The sequence below is a fragment of the Cohaesibacter sp. CAU 1516 genome (assembly GCF_005771485.1).
Classification (GTDB): Bacteria; Pseudomonadota; Alphaproteobacteria; order Rhizobiales; family Cohaesibacteraceae; genus Cohaesibacter; species Cohaesibacter intestini.
The window spans coordinates 92,670-110,323 of the sequence record NZ_VANT01000007.1; the positions used below are offsets into that span (position 1 = coordinate 92,670).

General features: G+C 56.5%; 12 protein-coding genes. 7 read left to right on the forward strand and 5 right to left on the reverse strand.

Annotated elements, in window-relative coordinates; translation table 11 throughout:
• Positions 1-262: 262 nt before the first annotated feature.
• Together FDK21_RS16575 and FDK21_RS16580 are read left to right on the forward strand one after the other, a co-directional pair.
• Complete coding sequence (locus FDK21_RS16575; protein ID WP_138149960.1) at positions 263-1,912, forward strand: radical SAM protein; 1,650 nt, start codon at positions 263-265, stop codon at positions 1,910-1,912.
• Positions 1,913-2,038: 126 nt separating this feature from the next.
• Positions 2,039-2,557: a response regulator gene (locus FDK21_RS16580; protein ID WP_138149963.1), complete on the forward strand. Its 519-nt coding sequence runs from the start codon at positions 2,039-2,041 to the stop codon at positions 2,555-2,557.
• Positions 2,558-2,599: 42 nt separating this feature from the next.
• Here the strand turns inward: FDK21_RS16580 and FDK21_RS16585 are convergent, their stop codons facing one another.
• From FDK21_RS16585 to FDK21_RS16595, 3 genes are all read right to left on the reverse strand, one after another.
• Entirely contained in the window at positions 2,600-3,712 is a 1,113-nt protein-coding gene (locus FDK21_RS16585; RefSeq protein WP_114011355.1) for an AAA family ATPase, read from the reverse strand.
• Between the two features lie 277 nt (positions 3,713-3,989).
• Positions 3,990-4,649 carry a TetR/AcrR family transcriptional regulator gene (locus tag FDK21_RS16590; protein ID WP_138149965.1) on the reverse strand — a complete coding sequence of 220 codons (660 nt, stop codon included), beginning with the start codon at positions 4,647-4,649 and terminating at the stop codon, positions 3,990-3,992.
• A gap of 603 nt (positions 4,650-5,252) precedes the next feature.
• On the reverse strand, positions 5,253-6,176 hold the full coding sequence (locus FDK21_RS16595; protein WP_138149967.1) for a MurR/RpiR family transcriptional regulator: 924 nt from the start codon (positions 6,174-6,176) through the stop codon (positions 5,253-5,255).
• 344 nt (positions 6,177-6,520) lie between these two features.
• On the opposite strand from FDK21_RS16595, the gene FDK21_RS16600 reads away from it, so the two are divergent.
• The 4 genes from FDK21_RS16600 (at position 6,521) to FDK21_RS16615 (ending at position 10,512) form a co-directional block, all read left to right on the forward strand.
• Complete coding sequence (locus FDK21_RS16600) at positions 6,521-7,384, forward strand: 3-keto-5-aminohexanoate cleavage protein (protein WP_114011352.1); 864 nt, start codon at positions 6,521-6,523, stop codon at positions 7,382-7,384.
• Positions 7,385-7,478: 94 nt separating this feature from the next.
• Positions 7,479-8,096: an NUDIX hydrolase gene (locus FDK21_RS16605; RefSeq protein WP_157967780.1), complete on the forward strand. Its 618-nt coding sequence runs from the start codon at positions 7,479-7,481 to the stop codon at positions 8,094-8,096.
• 94 nt (positions 8,097-8,190) lie between these two features.
• Positions 8,191-9,675, forward strand: coding sequence for an aldehyde dehydrogenase family protein (locus FDK21_RS16610; RefSeq protein ID WP_114011350.1), 1,485 nt, complete (start codon positions 8,191-8,193; stop codon positions 9,673-9,675).
• Between the two features lie 78 nt (positions 9,676-9,753).
• Positions 9,754-10,512 (forward strand): SDR family oxidoreductase, encoded by a 759-nt coding sequence (locus tag FDK21_RS16615; RefSeq protein WP_138149969.1) that lies wholly within the window; start codon positions 9,754-9,756, stop codon positions 10,510-10,512.
• A 183-nt stretch (positions 10,513-10,695) separates the two neighbouring features.
• Here the strand turns inward: FDK21_RS16615 and FDK21_RS16620 are convergent, their stop codons facing one another.
• A complete protein-coding gene (locus tag FDK21_RS16620; RefSeq protein WP_138149971.1) occupies positions 10,696-11,664 on the reverse strand; it encodes a threonine dehydratase in 969 nt (322 codons plus the stop codon).
• A gap of 197 nt (positions 11,665-11,861) precedes the next feature.
• Here FDK21_RS16620 and FDK21_RS16625 point away from each other — a divergent pair, with 197 nt between their 5' ends.
• A complete protein-coding gene (locus FDK21_RS16625; protein WP_171022131.1) occupies positions 11,862-13,262 on the forward strand; it encodes a PLP-dependent aminotransferase family protein in 1,401 nt (466 codons plus the stop codon).
• 39 nt (positions 13,263-13,301) lie between these two features.
• On the opposite strand, the gene FDK21_RS16630 is transcribed toward FDK21_RS16625, so the two are convergent.
• Positions 13,302-17,540 (reverse strand): ATP-binding protein, encoded by a 4,239-nt coding sequence (locus FDK21_RS16630; RefSeq protein ID WP_138149975.1) that lies wholly within the window; start codon positions 17,538-17,540, stop codon positions 13,302-13,304.
• Positions 17,541-17,654: the final 114 nt, after the last annotated feature.

Here is a 17,654-nt window from a genome sequence, read left to right on the forward strand (position 1 = left end):
TTCGGCGGGTTCTGGCCACCTGCACCCCAGCATATCTACGCAATCGACAGAATCGAAATGAGGGGTGAGAGCGCCTGTCAGATCAATCGCGTGCATTGAGGTAATGATTTCAATGATCGTTATGGTCAGTATTGTGCGATATGATTGCTAGATTTTTTAAGCACATTTCTTGTCCTGACACAGAATGTTTGCTTTACTGGTCTTACAAAATTTGACGTAAAATTACTTATTCCTGCTTTCTCATTTTTCTAGGACCGCCATCATGCCGTTTCACGTCGCCCTGATCACCCCATCGAGATATGATCGCGATGGTTACGTTCAGCAATGGAAGCATCCAACCATGGTCACGCAGGCGCAGGCAGCCGTAAAGGCCCTGCTGAAGGACTGCGATAGTCGTCAGCTGTTGGGGCCAGACGTCACGATCACCTGCGAAGATCATTATGAGATCTTTGGCCCGGTTCCGGTGGAAGGCATTATCGAGCGCATCAAGGAAGCTGGCAATGGCGCAGTATTTCTGACCGGTGTTTTGAGTGCCTTTTATCCGCGCGCCATGGATCTGGCGCAGATGTTCCGGGACGCAGGCATTCGAGTGGTCATCGGTGGTGTCCATATCAATGGTGTGATGGCTTTGTTCAAGGACAAGCCCTACGGCCTGCAGGACGCGATAGACATGGGGGTGACCCTGTTTGTTGGTCAAGCTGAGGGCCATATGGACGAACTGATGCGCGATCTGTATGGCGGTATTCACAAGGATGTCTATGACTATCTCAACGATCTGCCGGACTTGAAGTCTGCGCCGATGCCGGATTATCCGGTCGAGATGATCAAGCGCAGCAGCTCGGGCATGTTGCCCATCGAAACCAGTCGCGGTTGCCCGTTCAAATGCACCTTCTGCTGCATCCCCAACACCCAAGGGGTGAAGATGCAAATGCGCGACCCGCAGGACATTGCCGACTATGTCCGGGACTATTGCCAGAAGGGGGTCAAAAATTTCTTCCTGTCCGATGACAATATCGCCCGCAACAAGGAATGGGCACAGGTCTTTGATGCTCTGGCCGAAAGCAAGCGCGTTCACAATCTCAACTATCAGATGATCATCGAGGCCGATACGGTTGCCTACAAGATCCCCGGTTTCATCGAAAAGGCCCGGGCCGCTGGCGTTACCGATGTGTTTCTCGGCCTTGAATCGATCGATCCCGACACCATCAAGGCGGCAGGCAAAAAGCACAATCGGGCTGCCAATGTGCGGGACATGTTCGATGCTTGGTATCAGGCGGGCTGTGTCACCCTGTCCGGTTTCATCATCGGCTTTCCCGGCGATGATGCCGACAAGATCAGAAGAAATGTCGACACGTTGGTTGAGGAATATGCAGGCGAAATCTTTACCTTGTCCGTCCTGACCCCGCTGCCCGGATCCGTCGATCACAAACGGCTGGCTGATGCGGGCACCTACATGGATCCGGACCTCAACAATTATGATCTCGGCCATGTTGTCTTTCATCATCAGGATCTGCCGCAAGCGGATTTCGATCGCATGAAACCCTCGATCCTGCGTCGGCTCTATTCCGTCAAGCGGGTTTGGTCCATCATGCTGCAAGGCCTGCGCAACCCGGCCGGTGCCGTGACCAACTATTCCTGGTCGCTGTTGTTGATGCTTGGCTATCGGGTCGAGGGCGGCGGTGTCTATGAAATGGGACTGGGGCGGTATCGCAATCGGCTTTTGCGCCGGCCTACCATGCCTATCGAGCCCGCCATCCTTTTCTATCCCAAATATGCCTTGAAGGATGCGCGCTTTCTGCTGCTGGGTGGCGCCACCATCCTGCTGCTGAAAGCCATGCGCGCCCTGGCAAGACGCAAGGTGGCCAAGGAAAAGGCCAACGCAGTCACCCCCCAACTGCAACCCGCTGAGTAGAGGGATGGATGGGGGAAGAGACCCCGCACCACAGGGTAAAGATTCATAAAGGCTTTTGCGATAATCTAATCCAAGCCTGACGTCTATTCGCTTGACGGCGGATGATATAGAGGTGCGGAGTTTTATATGTCAGTGACAGTCCTGTCAGCATTGAGGGTTTTGGTGATCGAGGATAGCGCCTATATGCGCACGATCATTCGAACCATTTTGCAAGGTCTTGGCGTGCGCGAGATTTTCGAGGCCGAGGATGGGGGCGTCGGACTGGAAAAGCTTGAGCAGCTCTCGCCCGATGTTGTGATCATTGACTGGGTTCTGCCAATTCTTGACGGACCAGAGCTCGTCCGCCTGGTGCGCAATCCCAACCATCCGATGGGCACCGTACCGATCATCATGATCTCGTCCTATGCCGAAAAACACCGCATCATGGAAGCCAAGCAGCTGGGCGTGCATGAATTCCTGCGCAAGCCCTTCTCGGCCAAGGATGTCTATCTGCGAATGGTGGCGGCAACCTCCATGGAGCGTCCCTTCGTGCGGACCGACAATTATTACGGTCCGGCCCCGCGCGAGGCGGTCACCCGCCGTGCTAGCGACGGAACGCCAGAGCAAGGCCAGTCCGGGGTTGCCATGCCAACCGCCTTCGCCTGACCGCATCAGAGTCAGACCGCCCTACAGTCAGAAAAGCGTCGATTAGCGGACGATTGTCAGCGTCTCCGCGGCCCGTGTGATGCCTGTATAGAGCCATCTGTGGCGGTGATCGCGGAAGGCCCAGCTTTCATCAAACAGCATCACGTCGTTCCATTGGGAACCTTGTGACTTATGCACGGTCAGCGCATAGCCATAATCAAATGAGTCCCCTTGTTTGCGAACCGTCCAGGGAATTTCGCCCCCATGTTCCTCGAACAGCGCTTTGGGCACCTTCAGAGGAACCCTGCCGGACAATTCATGCCCGATTTCCGGACTGACCCGCATCTTGATATCCTTGCCGGTCCGGCTGGTCACCTTGTCGACCAGCCAGATGCCGCCATTCAAAAGGCCCTTCTGGTGGTTGTTGCGCAGACAAACAAGCTTGTCGCCAACCTGAGGGTAGGGGCTGTCAAACGACTTCAGCTCTCGCAGGCGATTGTTATAGCGCTGCCGGGTGACATTGCGGCCAACCAACACCTGATCGGCTTGCAGAACCTTGTCCGTTTCCAGATCGCGGCGATGGATCACTTTTACCGTGTCATAGTCGCCATAATCCAGCGTGTTGCCTTCGCGCACATCCTGTGCCAGTCGAATGATCGGATTGTCCCGCGCCTGACGGTGAATTTCCGTCAGCATCATGTCCGGTTCGTCATCGGTGAAATAGCCACCGCCAGAAACGGGGGGCAACTGGGCGGGATCGCCTAGAACCAACACCGGCTTGCCAAAGGACAGCAAGTCAGAACCCAGCATTTCATCGACCATCGAGCATTCGTCAATGATGATCAGATCCGCGTCGTGAGCCGGGCTATCCCGATTGATGACAAAGGCAGGAACATCGCTTTCGGCCTCGTCATCGTCATCGCGACTGTCCGGCCGATAGATCATCGCATGGATCGTGCTGGCCCCCGGGCATCCCTTTTGCCGCAAGACCTGTGCCGCCTTGCCTGTAAAAGCGCCGAACAGGACTTCCCCATCGACCCCTTGCGCCAAATGCTTGGCAAGGGTGGTCTTGCCCGTGCCCGCATAGCCGAACAGGCGGAAAATCGGCGCATCACCCTTCTTTATCCATTGATTGACCGCATCCAAAGCGGCGGCCTGTTGATCGGACCATTCCACGACAGTCTTACCCTCGAACCGGAATCACACACGCTTCCTTCGTGGAATCGCAGTCCCGACACTGACCAAGCAGAGCCACAATTTCAAGCATCAGACAGGCTTTTCGAAGCCTTTCGGGCAAAAAGAGAACAAAATGTGAATATCTGCAATCGTTTCAGGCATCCGAAAGGCGGCCTGCATCTGAGGCAAAAAAAATGCGCGAACCGAAATTCGCGCATTCAGCAAACTGTCGCATCTTTGCCAGAAGAAGTTAGAGGAAATCACCGGAGATCAAGGGTCAGGCCTGCATCAATTCCTTGCTGTCTTCATGAACTCTTTCTTGCTCGGAAACCAACGCATCGGTGAAGTTCGGGGAAAGCCCGGAAAGCAAGTCAAGACCCATATTTGCGAGGCGTTGTTCTGTACAGTCGAGTTTCGAATAATGGCTCATACCAAGCAGGATCCCCATCATATGATCTAGACTCAACTTGGACTTGCCCTGATCCGAAGATTTTTCTCTATCAAGTCGTTCAAGGAGAACGGAAAGACCGCCGGTTAGCTGTACGTAATAGTCCTGATAAATTTCATAGCATTCGCCATCTTTGACCGTGAGTTCGCTCAAACCGTTCAACAACAGGCAGCCTCTTCCAGCGCCCTTCTGGGACAGGAAATAGCTAAAATCCAGGATCAGATCTATCGCCGCATGCTCTGGTTCCTTGGCTTCCATTTCGGTGCGCGCATTGATCAGTATATTGAGGGGATTTGCCTTTACATAGCGCTCAAGCACCAAACCCAAAATCCGCTCCTTGGATGCAAAGCTATTGTAAAAACTTGATCTTTGGATATGCATCGCTTCAACAAGTGAACTGATGGATGTTCTGGCAACCCCGTCTGCCCAGAAAGTTTCCGTTGCTGCATCGAGCACGTTTTCATAATCGAATTCTTTTGGTCGGCCCATGACAATCCTCACAACGTCTACGTGGAGTAGTAATGAATATCTTATAACTAGAATCTAGCCATCTCCTTTGAAGGCTGCAATGCGAATGGTTAGAGGAGGAAAATTTTGTCTGATCTGTCCATTTTGTAGGAAAAAAATAACGCCTTGGTTGTAGCAAGGGTTGTGCATTTTTATGTCTATACATAACTAAATTAGGTATAATATATCGAGACATAACTTAATCGATAAATCACCAACAAAAATTTCCCCCCTGATAAATTCGAAACTACGCATATACTTGAAGTTTCAAGGAAATTGAACGTTGGATGCAGTATCCAATTGAAATAACGGGACCGATCTGTGGTTGTGCCAATCCTGGAATGCCCTGAAATATTTTACCGTGCAGCATAAAATAAATGCACTCTTTAATTGAATTTGTTGCCTGTGGGTAAAGTCTTTCTTTTCCCGGACGGTTGATTGAGATTGTCTGTCAAGCCTCAGATAGAAAATAAAAGAGCCGCATTGGGATAACGTTTAACCATGGTGTTTAAGACGAATCACTCCCGAATGAGCTGGCAAACCTGTTCACCTCTTCGATTGTGGCAAGGCTGGATATAGGGAGGGTCAGTCAGGAAAGCGCTCTTCGTCATCCTCGTCTTCAAGGTCATGGGATGGATCGACCGGATTGAGATAGCCGTCGACCGCATGGACTTGATCCCGAAAGCTTCTGAGATTGCTGACCACGCTGTCACCACCCAGCCGGGTGCATTCCGCGAGGATAAGCTCGCAAGCAGACGCTGCCGGGACCAGAGAGGGCAAAAGCTGCGGCCCGGTCATCGGCACGAACAACCCCATGTCAGCATAGGGCACAGCTGGTGAGGACATGGTATCGGTGATCGCGACGATCTTGCAGCCTCGCTTCTTGGCGACTGTTAGAAGCCGCCCGCCCTCCGATGCATAAGGGGCGAAGGTGAACAGGATGATCAGATCTCTTGGTCCTGCTTGTCCCAGCATGTCAAAATGAGATCCGTCAGGGCTTTCCAGCAGTTGAATCGAAGGCAGGGCAATTTTGCCAGCATAAGCAAGATAGTGCGCAAAGGCGAAGGACGAGCGATAGCCTGAGACGTAAACCCGGTCAGCCTCCAGAATGGCATTGGCGATCCGTTGTACTGATTTCAGGGTGTTGGGCTGAAACAAACTGGTCAGATTGCTCAGCGTAGCCTGTCCGATTTCGACAAAAGCATCCGAGCCTTCTCCCCATTTGCCGCCTTTTTGCAGAGCTGCGGCGCGCTCATCCAGCCGCACTTCCTGTACCTGCACACCTTCCTGAAAGACCGAGCGGAAGGGATCAAAAGTGGAAAAGCCAGCAACCTGAGCCAGCCGCACGATGGTGGAGGGGTGCACGTCGGCTGCTTTGGCCAGCTGTCGCACAGACTTGAAAGCGACATCGGCCGGATTGTCGAGCACATAGGAAGCCGCGACCTTCATCTGAGGGGAAAGGCCGGGATAGGCATCCCATAGCAATTGTCGCAAATCATCGAGTTTCATGTCTGTACTTTTGGTTCAAGCCATCGAATGCATTGGCAAACGGTGCTGTCCGCTTGTCTCAGCCCTTTCATACAAAAGTTGATCGGGTTTGGCAAAAGGTGAGGAGGCTATGCACTGGAAGGACCAATTGTATTTGCCACAGTTTGAGCCGCAACTGCCGGAAAAGTGCAGAAAATAGCCAAAAAGGAACACGCCTTCACCCGGCAAATGGGGAAAAATTCCAAAAATGCAACGATATGTTGCTCTTTGGAAAGATTCGCGTTTACCTCACGTGTGAAATGAATAGGATTGAATTCGTGTTTTGAATTAATCCTGTTTACCACTAGCCACGACGTTGAAATAACATGTTTTTCGGTATGCCCAAGCCCGTGGTTCTGTCCTATGCAGCCAATGGAATTCGCCGCTCCAAACGGGATTGTCTCGCCCTGCCCATCAAGCCTGATGAACTGGTTGCCAGCGCGCGCGCTGCAAAAGAGGCCGGTGCTTCTCTTTATTCCTTCTCTGTGCGCGACGACACGGGCATTGCAATGTCTCAACTGGACGCCTTGTTGCCGACGATCGCCATGATCAGGGATGCGACCGACGGTGGATTTGGACTTCAGTTGGAACTGGACATCAATCCGGCAACGGGCATCGACCTGACAGAAGTCGACCGGTTGCTGGCTGCTGAAACTGTGGATTCACTCCAAATCCGGCTCGATCAGATCCTGCCTCGTGATGGCGACGAAGCCGACGAAGACCGGGCGCGTCAATTCCTTGATCTTTGTAATGAAAGAGGAACGGGCGTTCAGTTTGCGCTGGATCGGGCCAGTGACATCGAATGGTTCTATGCCTTTCGCCAATATGGGATCATTCCCGAAAGCTGCCGAGCCTTGTTGTTCATCCTCGGCACGGACGGCGAGCAGCCGACCAGCAATGCCAATGAGTTGCGTCCCTTTTTGACCACGCTGGACAAGCTATACCTGACCGGCAAGGTGGCGTGGTCTGTGGCCGCTTTCGGTCCCTCGGAGCTGACGGCCCAGACAGCGGCGCTTGCGATGGGTGGGCATATGATGATGGGACCCGCCTATAATGCCCAGTCTGGGCAAGGAGAGGCTTTCAAAGGGCCCCAAGATCAGGTAAGTCCGTTGCAGCAAGTCGCCAATCTGCTTGGTCGCTCCATTGCTTCCGGCTTTGAGACCCGAACCCTGTTGTTCGGGCCACGCTGAACAAGCCTGAACGATCCCCAGCAGGCCGCCACATGCCCGCATGGGGGATTGGGGCGACTGGCTGGCAAATGATGCAACAGAAAGACAGACAGCCATGTCCGACCGGTTCCTGCCGCGCAAGGATCGCACCGATCCTGCCATCACTGAGAGTGAAATTCAGTATGATGGCTTTGTCACCCTCTCCAAATGCACGGTGCGCTACACAGACACATCCGGCACGGTTCATCATGTAACACGCGAAATTCATGACCATGGCAGTGCGATTGCCGTTCTGCCAGTTGATCGCGCGCGCCGCGTGGCTTTGCTCGTGCGTCAATTGCGGATCGGCGCTTTGGCCAATGGGGAGAAAGACCCAATGCTGCTGGAAGTCGCAGCCGGTCTGGTCGATCCCGGAGAAAGCCCCGAAGGGGCCGTCCTGCGCGAGGCGGAAGAGGAGCTGGGCTTTGCCATTCACGAGCTGGAACATGTCACCCGTTTCTATGCCTCACCGGGCACCTTGACCGAAACCATTGATGCCTATCTTGCCTGCTACACGCTCGATGATCGGGTCCATGAAGGGGGCGGCCTTGACCATGAAGGCGAGGACATCATCGTCGAGGAAATCGCTCTTGACGAACTTGGCGAAGCGGCCCTGCAAGGCCAATTACGCGACGCCAAGACAATCCTGCTGATCCAGCATTTGATGCTTGCTGAGCCGGAATTGTTTTTCTGATCAGACCACCTGAAACTTTGAAAAGTCACCCTTGCTCTCGGCCTTGTCTCGGCGCACACTCTCCCCCAGCTGTCTGATGAATAGGGAGGCAAAGATGACAGAAACGCTTGCAAAGAGAGCGGGCTCTATTGCCCAGGGCAAGGTCTGGGCCAACCTGATTGACGGAGAGGCCGTGCCTGCAGCCAGCGGCAAGCTGCTTGACCTCATCTGTCCGTCCGATGGTCAAGCCTTCTGCCAGATCGCCCGCTCCACCAAGCCCGACGTCGATGAAGCGGTTGCCGCCGCCCGCAAGGCCTTCGAGGGGCGGATATGGAGCCGCATGACGGCAACCCAGCGCGGACGTTGCCTCTCCCGCCTCGCACTGCTGGTGGACGAGCATCATGAGGAACTCGCCGCGCTGGAAAGTCGAGACACCGGCAAGCCACTGCGCCAGGCTGACGCCGATATCACCATGGCCGCTCGTTACTTCGAATTTTACGGTGGTGCGGCAGACAAGATTATGGGTGACACCATCCCGATGCTGGACGGGTTTACGGCGCTCACCCTGCGCGAACCCCATGGGGTGGTCGGCTCCATCGTGCCATGGAACTATCCCGCCCAGATCGGGGCTCGGGTCATTGGTGCGGCATTGGCGATGGGAAATTGTCTGGTTATCAAGCCTGCCGAGGAAGCGTGCCTGTCGATTCTGCGCATGGCTGAGTTGGCCGATGAAGCGGGCATTCCTCCGGGCGTTCTGAATGTGGTCACCGGCCATGGGGAAGAGGCAGGCAGTGCTCTGTCCGGTCATCCGGGGATCGATTTTCTCACCTTCACCGGTTCTCCCACGGTTGGCACTTTGGTCCAGAAGGCAGCCGCCGACAATCATGTCGGCACGACGCTGGAGTTGGGCGGTAAAAGCCCGCAAATCCTGTTTGAAGATGCGGATTTGCAAGAGGCCATGCCGGTGGTGACCAACGCCATCATCCAGAATGCCGGCCAGACTTGTTCTGCCGGATCGCGCCTGTTGGTGCATCAAAGCCTGTGGGATGCGGTTGAGGAGCAATTGATCACCCGCTTCAATGCCCTGACAGCGGATCGGCACGACCGGGACGCGGATCTCGGACCTCTTATTTCCAGCGGTCAGGCCGATCGGATCGACAGTTTCATGCAGCTTGCCGCCGACCGGGACATTCCCGTGCTGGCTGCAGGCTCAGTCGCCTCTGATGCTCCTGATGGCGGCTTCTATGCAGCCCCCACCCTGTTTGGCCCTGTACCGAACAGTCACCCGCTGGCACAGGATGAGATTTTCGGGCCGGTCCTGTCGATGATCCCCTTCAGGGATGAGCAGGAAGCCATCGATCTGGCCAATGGCACCCCCTTCGGACTGGTTGCCGGTGTCTGGACACGGGATGCTGCCCGATCCATGCGCATGGCCCGTGCCGTGCGGGCCGGGCAAGTTTTCATCAATGGCTACGGGGCAGGGGGTGGCGTTGAGCTGCCGTTTGGCGGTTTCAAGAAATCCGGCCATGGGCGCGAGAAGGGCATGGCGAGCCTGTTGGACATGTCGGCACTCAAGACGATCATCATGAAACACGGCTAAAGGCCTGATAACGGCCGAAAAACGGTCGAACACGATAGGAAAAGGTCCGGCAACAGCCGGATAATGGGAGGAAACAGAATGACAGCGGACAAAGGGTCCAAAAGACTGGAAGGCAAGGTTGCCATCGTCACGGGAGCTGCATCTGGCTTTGGTGAAGGCATTGCGCGGCGCTTCGCTGCCGAAGGGGCCAAGGTCGTCGTCGCCGACCTTAATGGCGACGCAGCCCGAGAGGTCGCCGCCGATATTGGCGGTACCGCGATCGTGGCTGATGTGTCGCAAAAGGACGCTGTTGACCGCATGGTCAGCGCTGCGGAGGATTTCGGTGGCCCGGATATTCTGGTCAATAATGCAGGCTACACCCATTGCAACATGCCTTTCATGGATGTCGACGAAGCGATGTTTGACCGGATCTATGATGTCAATGTGAAGGCAATCTTTCTCGCCACACGGCGGGTGGTGCCCATCATGCGGCAAAAGGGCGGCGGGGTGATCATCAACACCGCTTCCACCGCCGGTTTGCGGCCGCGCCCCGGTCTGGTGGTCTATAACAGCTCGAAGGGGGCCGCCATTTCCCTGACCAAAAGCCTCGCCATCGAATTTGCCCCTGACAAGATCCGCGTCAATGCTCTCTGCCCGGTGGCTGGTGAAACCGGCATGCTGCATCTCTTCATGGGGGAAGATACGCCAGAGAAACGTGATCTATTCAAGAACTCGATCCCCATCGGCCGCCTGTCAACGCCAGAGGACATCGCCAATGCTGCGCTCTATCTGGCCTCGGATGAAGCCAATTTCATCACCGGCGTGGCGCTGGAAGTGGATGGGGGCCGCTGCATCTGAACGAGTCGTCAAATGAGAAAACACCTTTCGCCCGGTCTGGACGAAAGGTGCTCCCCCCACAGTGCTCACCGGGCCTGTTGGATCATGGGGAGCGCAGGGCCCTGCATCAATCCTGATCAACGGCTGGTTTTACGCCCGGTCAGCGGCCGTTCTTGGTCAGGAACCGCTCAAACGGTCAGCTGGTCAAACCGTTGGCGTGTGACCGGACAGGACATCAGCCATCCAGTCAGAGTCGATATTCTGGCCTGACAGGACAACACCGACCTTCTTGCCCGCCATTTTGTCTTTCTCGATCATCAGGGCCGCCAGAGATGCAGCGCCCGCTCCTTCTGCCAGATTGTGGGTGGCACGATAGATCAACCGGATTGCCTTGGCGATGCTGTCATCATCGACCCGGACAATATGATCAGCCCCCTTCATCACGATATCAAGAGCGTCCGCATCGGGGCAGCGGACCGCCATGCCATCGGCAAAGGTGTCGCTGCGCTCGGCTTCGGTCAGCGTGCCGCATTCGAAGGAGCGGGCATAGCCATCGGCCCGGTCAGAGACCACCCCGACAATCTTGGTCTTGAGATTGAGGGCATTGCGCGCCTCGATCATGCCGCAGATGCCCGAGCCCTTGCCAATCGGCACATAGATCGCATCAAAATCGGCATGCTGGCGCATCATTTCATAGGCATAGGTGCCGACGCCTGCCACCAGATCCTCATGGAAAGAGGGCACCATGTGCAATCCATCCCGCTCTGCCATGCTTCGCGCACAGCCACAGGCCAGATCAAAGTCATCCCCTTCCTCGATCAGGGTTGCGCCAAAGCTCTTCATGGCCGCATTCTTTTCTGCCGAATTGCCATGGGGCACGACAATGGTGGCATGCAGACCCTCAACGCGGGCGGCGAAGGCAAGGCTCTGACCGTGATTGCCGCGCGTGGCGGAAATCAACCCTTCGGCTTCAGGGAAACGGGCCTTGTAGCGATTGGCATAGACCAAGCCGCCACGCACCTTGAAGGCGCCAGTTGGGGTGTGATTCTCATGCTTCATCCAGACATCAGCCCCCAACGCCTCGGCCAGCAGAGGCCAATTGTAACAAGGGGTTGGTTTCATGGCGCGGTAAACCAGTTCCTCGGCGCGTTCGAAATCCCGACAGCTGAGCATGATGATGGTCCTTTTTTGGCGATGCTTTTATGGTGGACCTGCCCGGTGGCTTTTTGCCCGCATGGCGATCCAACGCTCTTGCAAAAAGCATGACAAAGGATATTGTATGGGACAACTTATATATTGTATGGGATGCAATGATTATTGTATGCCATACAATCAAAGCGACGATCTGGAAAGGTGAGACAGGTGTGCCCATGAAGGACAAGCAGGCCAAATGGTGCCCGGAACTGGGCGACTTCGCCGGGCCGAAATATCGCGCCATTGTTGCCGCCATGCAGCGCGACATCCAGAGTGGCGCCTTGCCGCCGGGCACGCGCCTGCCCACCCAGCGGGATCTTGCCTGGTCGCTTCAGGTCAACCTCTCAACGGTCACCGAGGCGTTTCGCGAAGCGACCCGCCTGCGCTTGATCACCGGGGAAGTGGGGCGTGGCACTTATGTGCTGCCGGGCAATGATGCGGTCCAGCTCTATGCCATCGACAAAGGCGGCAATCACGACACGATCGATCTGTCGACCATTGTTCCGGCACGGGCTTTTTCCAGCGAGGATTTGCGCCAGAGCTTTGCCACCCTGCTGGCGCGGGATAATCTTTCCGACATCATGGACTATCCTACCCCGGACCTGATGCAACGATGCCGCAGTGCCATTGGCCAATTCTATCAGCCGCGTGGCTTTCACCCACGCCAAAGCGACATGTTCCCCTGTGCCGGGGCGCAAGCGGCTTTGTTTGCCGCTCTGCAATGGATTGCCAAGCCCGACCTGCCGGTGTTGGTCGAGGAATTGACCTTTCCGGGCATGAAGATCGCCGCCCGTCAGATGGGCCTGCGGCTGGTGCCGGTTGCCATGGATGAGAAGGGCATTCTTCCCGCCGATCTTGACCGTGCCGCGCGGGCCAGTGGGGCGCGAACTTTGGTCATCAGCCCGATCCTGCAAAATCCCACTGGTGCGACCATGGATGCCGACCGCCGGGCCGCCATTGTCGCATTGGCCGAAAAGCTCGACCTCTTGGTGATCGAGGAAGATGTCTATGGTGGCTTCACCAAGGAACCGCCGCTCAGCCTGCAATTGGCGGGGCGCTCGATATTGGTCGGGGGGCTGTCGAAACTGGTGGCTCCGGGGCCACGCTTCGGCTTTGTCATTCCGATGCTTGAGGGCAATGAGGCGCGGCTACCGGAGCAGAATTTCGCCATCGATGAACTGGTCCATGTTACCAGTTGGATGGCCGCTCCGATCATGCTGGAGCTTTGCTGCCACTGGATCGAAAGCGGTGAGATCAACCGGCATATGGAGTGGCAACGGCAGGAGGCAAGGACGCGGCAAAGCCTTGTCAGACGCAAGCTCGGTTTGCCGCCCTTAGGGCGCAAGCCCGCCGCCCCCCATCTCTGGATCGGAGCGGGAAAAGACAGCCCTTTTGCTGGCTTGAGCGGTGATCAGGCCGCCGCCAAGGCGCGTGCTGCTGGTGTTGAAATCGTGCCTGCCTCGACCTTCTGTGCTGGCCGCATGTTGTCTGACGGTATTCGCCTGTGCGCCACATCCCCTCGTGATCGGGCCGACGTGACAGAAGCCTGCAAGCGACTGCGTAAGGCCTGGTCCTAGGCAGGTTTGTTTTCGTTGTATAAGGGAACGGAGCCGAGCTTAGTCCTGCGGCTCCACCACGCGCTCTGCCGGGAAGCTGACTTCGACCAGTGTGCCTTCACCCGGCTTGCTTTTCAGGGTCAGACATCCGCGATTGGCCTCTACCAACGCCTTGGTCAATGGTAGGCCGAGCCCAGTGCCTTGAGCGGAATCGCGCACGGAGGAAACCTGCCGGAATGGCTCAAGCGCCGTCACCAGATCCTTCTCGCTCATGCCGATACCGGTGTCGCGGATTCGCAGCACCACATCGCCATTCTCCTCATGCACCGTCGACAGGATCACCTGCCCGCCAGCATGGGTAAATTTCACGGCGTTCGATAGTAGATTGAGCACGATCTGGCGCAGGGAACGCTGGTCGCCTGCAATCTGGGGCAACTCTGAGGCCAGCGACGTCCGGATGATGATGTGCTGTCGGTTTGCCTGTTGCTGCATCAGGCTGACAGTCTCTGCCACAAGCCGATTGAGATGCGTCGCCTCGAACTGCAAGTCCATCTTGCCTGCTTCCACCTTGGACAGGTCCAGAAGGTCATTGATCAGGCTCATGATGTGATTGCCGGAGGTCTTGATGTCTCTGAGGTAATCCTTGTAGCGTTCACTGCCAACAGGGCCGAAACGTTCCTCCATCATTACCTCTGCAAAGCCGATAATGGCATTGAGCGGTGTGCGGATTTCGTGACTGACCTTAGCAAGGAAGGTCGATTTCTGCTTGTTGGCATTCTCGGCGAGGATTTTCCCCGTCAACAGTTCCTCTTCCGAGCGCTTGTGCTGGCTATTGTCGCGCAGCACCGCGCAGAAGCGCTCGGTGCCGGGAATATTCACTCGGCCCATGGTGACGTGAAGCGGAATGAGGCCGCCCGATGCAATCACGCCGATCACATCGCGTCCGTCATTCAAAACGCTGGCAAGGCCATTCTTGCTCAGACTGTTGAGATAATCGATTGCGGTCTTGTGACTTTCCTCAGCCAGCAAGCCAAGGAAGCTGCCACCCGCCACTTCATGGCGATCCACCTCGAACAGGGCTTCGGCGCTGTGATTCATCCGCAACACATGTCCATCGCCATCCAGAACCACAACGCCGTCGGTGGCGGTGTCGAGAATGGCTTCCAGTTCGGCAATCTTTTCGTCTTCTTCCGAAATGCCCATCGCTTGGGGTTGATCGGGCGCTTCCTCGAAACTGAGCAACGCGGCCGGGATATCGCCCCAATTGATCGAAGAAATGGTGGCCAATGCCGAGAACGGCCGGGCACCTGCCCCACGCAGGGTGGTGCGGCCATTGGTTTTTGTCAGCCAGTCCCCCGGCCGACCGGAAAACAGACCTTCCATGCCTCCGGCCTCTTCCAATGCTGAAGCGCTGTCAAAGCCCAACAAGGACAGGGCCTTGCGCGAGGCAAACAGAATGCGACTGTCTGCGGAAACAATCATCGCAACCGACAGTTTGTTCAACAGATCGATGAGTGGCGAGGTCTTATCCGCGCGATCCCAGAGGCTGGCTCCGGCCATTGATGCAGCAGCCGTTGCCGCTGCCAAGGCCTGCGATGGTGCAACTGAGGTGTCAGCCGTGTCGCTGTCCGGCTCCTCTGTTTCCTCTACGATTGACTCAGTGTCGGCGACACCATCAAGCAATTCCAGCTCGGCCAGCTCCAGATCATGTTCTGCGGATGTGGCTTCGGGCAGATCGAGCGCCAATGCTTCGTCTTGGGGCAGATCCGCCAGTGCAGTGCCTGCAGCTTCTGTATCTTCTCCAACCGCGACAGCCTCAGGCTCTTGAGATGCCGCAACCACGCCAATCTGTTCGGGACTATCGGGCCGCTCTTCAGGTGCTTTTGCGGCATGCAGATCCCCGCCATCGGCAAGGGCTTGCACCGCTTCAAGCAGTTTTTGATGTTCACGCGCCTGTTCGGTCTGGGCTGCCGCCGGCGACTTGGATTTATCAGCAGCCTGTGCCAGCCGCTCACGCATATGGCGGAAGGCTGGGTCCATCGCGAAAATCTCGCGGAAGGCTGAGCTGGCCGCAGATTTCAGGGTCGCATCCCCTTGAGAACGGGTCTGAAGCGCCTGCTGAAGTCGTGCCTGATCAATATCTGGATTGTCCGCGATTTTGTCGGTTGCCTTGGCGGTCAAGCGGTCCATTGACGGCAGGTCGCCAGCCTTGTCATCTGTATCGTCATCCATTGTGGCAATTGGATCGTCGAACTCTTCGTAGTCCTCGTCGATTTCCTCTTCCGGCAGGCTGTGATCGAACTCAGACCCGCCCAGAGCCGCGGCAATTTCGTCGAACGCATCCTTTTCGCCATCGCTCAGGGCCTGACCGTCTTTTGCAGGAGGCTCTGGCATTTGTGGTTTCGTTGGTTCGAAAGCCTTCACCCCATGCGCGGACTCGGTCAACAAATCGCGCACCCGGTGATAGGGGTCAGGACCTTGACCCTTGCTTGCTTGATCGTCCGAAGGTGAGGCAGGGCCGCCGGTGTTCGTATCGTCGCCGCCGCTCGATGCGTGAATCTGCGACGTGCCAAGGCCCGAAGGGGCAAAATTTTGCTCGTTGCCTCCAGTCTCAATCTGGTCATCAGACATGGCGCGGTCTCCATTCGGATCCGAATGTGGCGTCAGCGCCTCTTTGTTGCTGCCCACATCTGGCGAAATCAGGGACTCAGCTGCAGCGACGGCGTCGTTGACCGCGCGCAGCAATTCTTCTGACATTATTTCTCGATTGTCGTGAAACTGTGGCAGCGTTGTGTCGCTCTGATGGCGGTTTGTGTCGCTTTGTAACGGCGCATCAGCAGGTCCTTCGTTGCGCCCGTCGCTGTGCCCGTCGTTGCGTTTGAGCTTGGTGTTGCACATGCCAAAGCCACGAAACCCCTTGAAGCCGTGATACCGCCCGAAGATCGGCAAGCCGGTCAACTCAACCTCGACCCTTGTTGCTTGTCCAGCGACGGGCCATTGGACGGTCAGCCCCACCCAGGTGTCGCGGCTCTCGAAGGCACGCGAGATGGTCCCTTCCATATCCATTTCCAGGCCGTCGGCCAGTTCCTGCCATGTCTTGCCAATGATGGCCGCATTGTCCGGGCCGACCGCTTTGGCCAGATCCTTTGAGACATAACTGAAGCGGCCCACTTCATCGCTTTCCCACACGAAATGATAGATGCCACCCTTGTCCAGCGCATCGGCCAGCGACTGCGCATCCGCTTCAGGTGGCGCCTTGCGCTCCGGACCCGTCTCGCCAACGGGCTCAATATCCGGTTTCTGTTTTGCGGCCCCTCGATCGGCTGCGCGCGGCAGAGTGTAGATGTTTGACCCCATGGCCGCATCGGGGGAGGGGGGCACCGGTTTGTCCGCCGAGCCATCCTCATGGAACGGGGTCAGATCGCTGTCCCGGGCCTTGTCTGCCTTTTCCAGCTCGGCCTTCAAATGCTCCATGCCTCGGGCCACATCATGCATGCCGAAGGTAGAAGCAAAAACATCGGCGCCCTGATCAATGGCCGATTGCTCGGATTCGGCTTCGGCGCTATCGCCAAGTTCCGCCATCAGCAGAGCATGGTCTTCGGCCCGGCGATCCGCTTCGCTCTGGCCTTGATAGTGGACCAGCAAATAGCGCGTATGCTCTGCGTCGCCGATGCGCACGAGTGTCGTCACCGGGCTTGCTTCCTCCTCACCCAGCGGTTTCGAGACGAGGCGCAAAGGCGTGTTGGCTCCGGATGCCAACCCCTTGATGATGTCCTGATCGGACAGGATGGCATCAATCGCCCCGGACTTGGCCAGCGGGGCGAGCTGGTCATCAAGGCAGGCCGCCGCAATGTCCTGTTCAGCAGACAAAGCCTCAAGCAGGGCCTGACCACGCTCCACGTCATCGTTGCCAAGCGCCGGATAATCGGTGGCAATCACCAGCAAAACCCCTTCACCCTCGACCTCTAGTCGTTTGCAAAGGCAATTGCAGGTGATGGCCTCGGCGCCGAGGAAAAAGCGCAATCGATCAAGCATCGGTGCATTGGACCGGGCGTTGCGGACCAGCCGCGCCAGATGGCGTCTTGCCGGGTGTACGTCACCGAAGCTGCGGTTCAGCATGGCGTCCATGCTGACCTCACCAAAGAAGGCCAGACCAGCCGCATTGGCCCACAGAATCCGGTTGCCCTCGCCATTCCACACCCAGGCAGGGCGCGAATCGAGCAGAACCGCTCCGATGGTCGGATGCGCGGTCAGCGTCAGATAAGGCATGGCCAAACTGGCCGGGCGAGTAAATTCCATGGATGCAGGTCTTTGTCTTCAGTCAGTGTTCAGCGTCTCGCCGATCAGCAGCAGGCGCGGTGGCAAAAGATTAATAATATGTAAATACAGTCTCTTTTGGGTCAGGTCCAACAA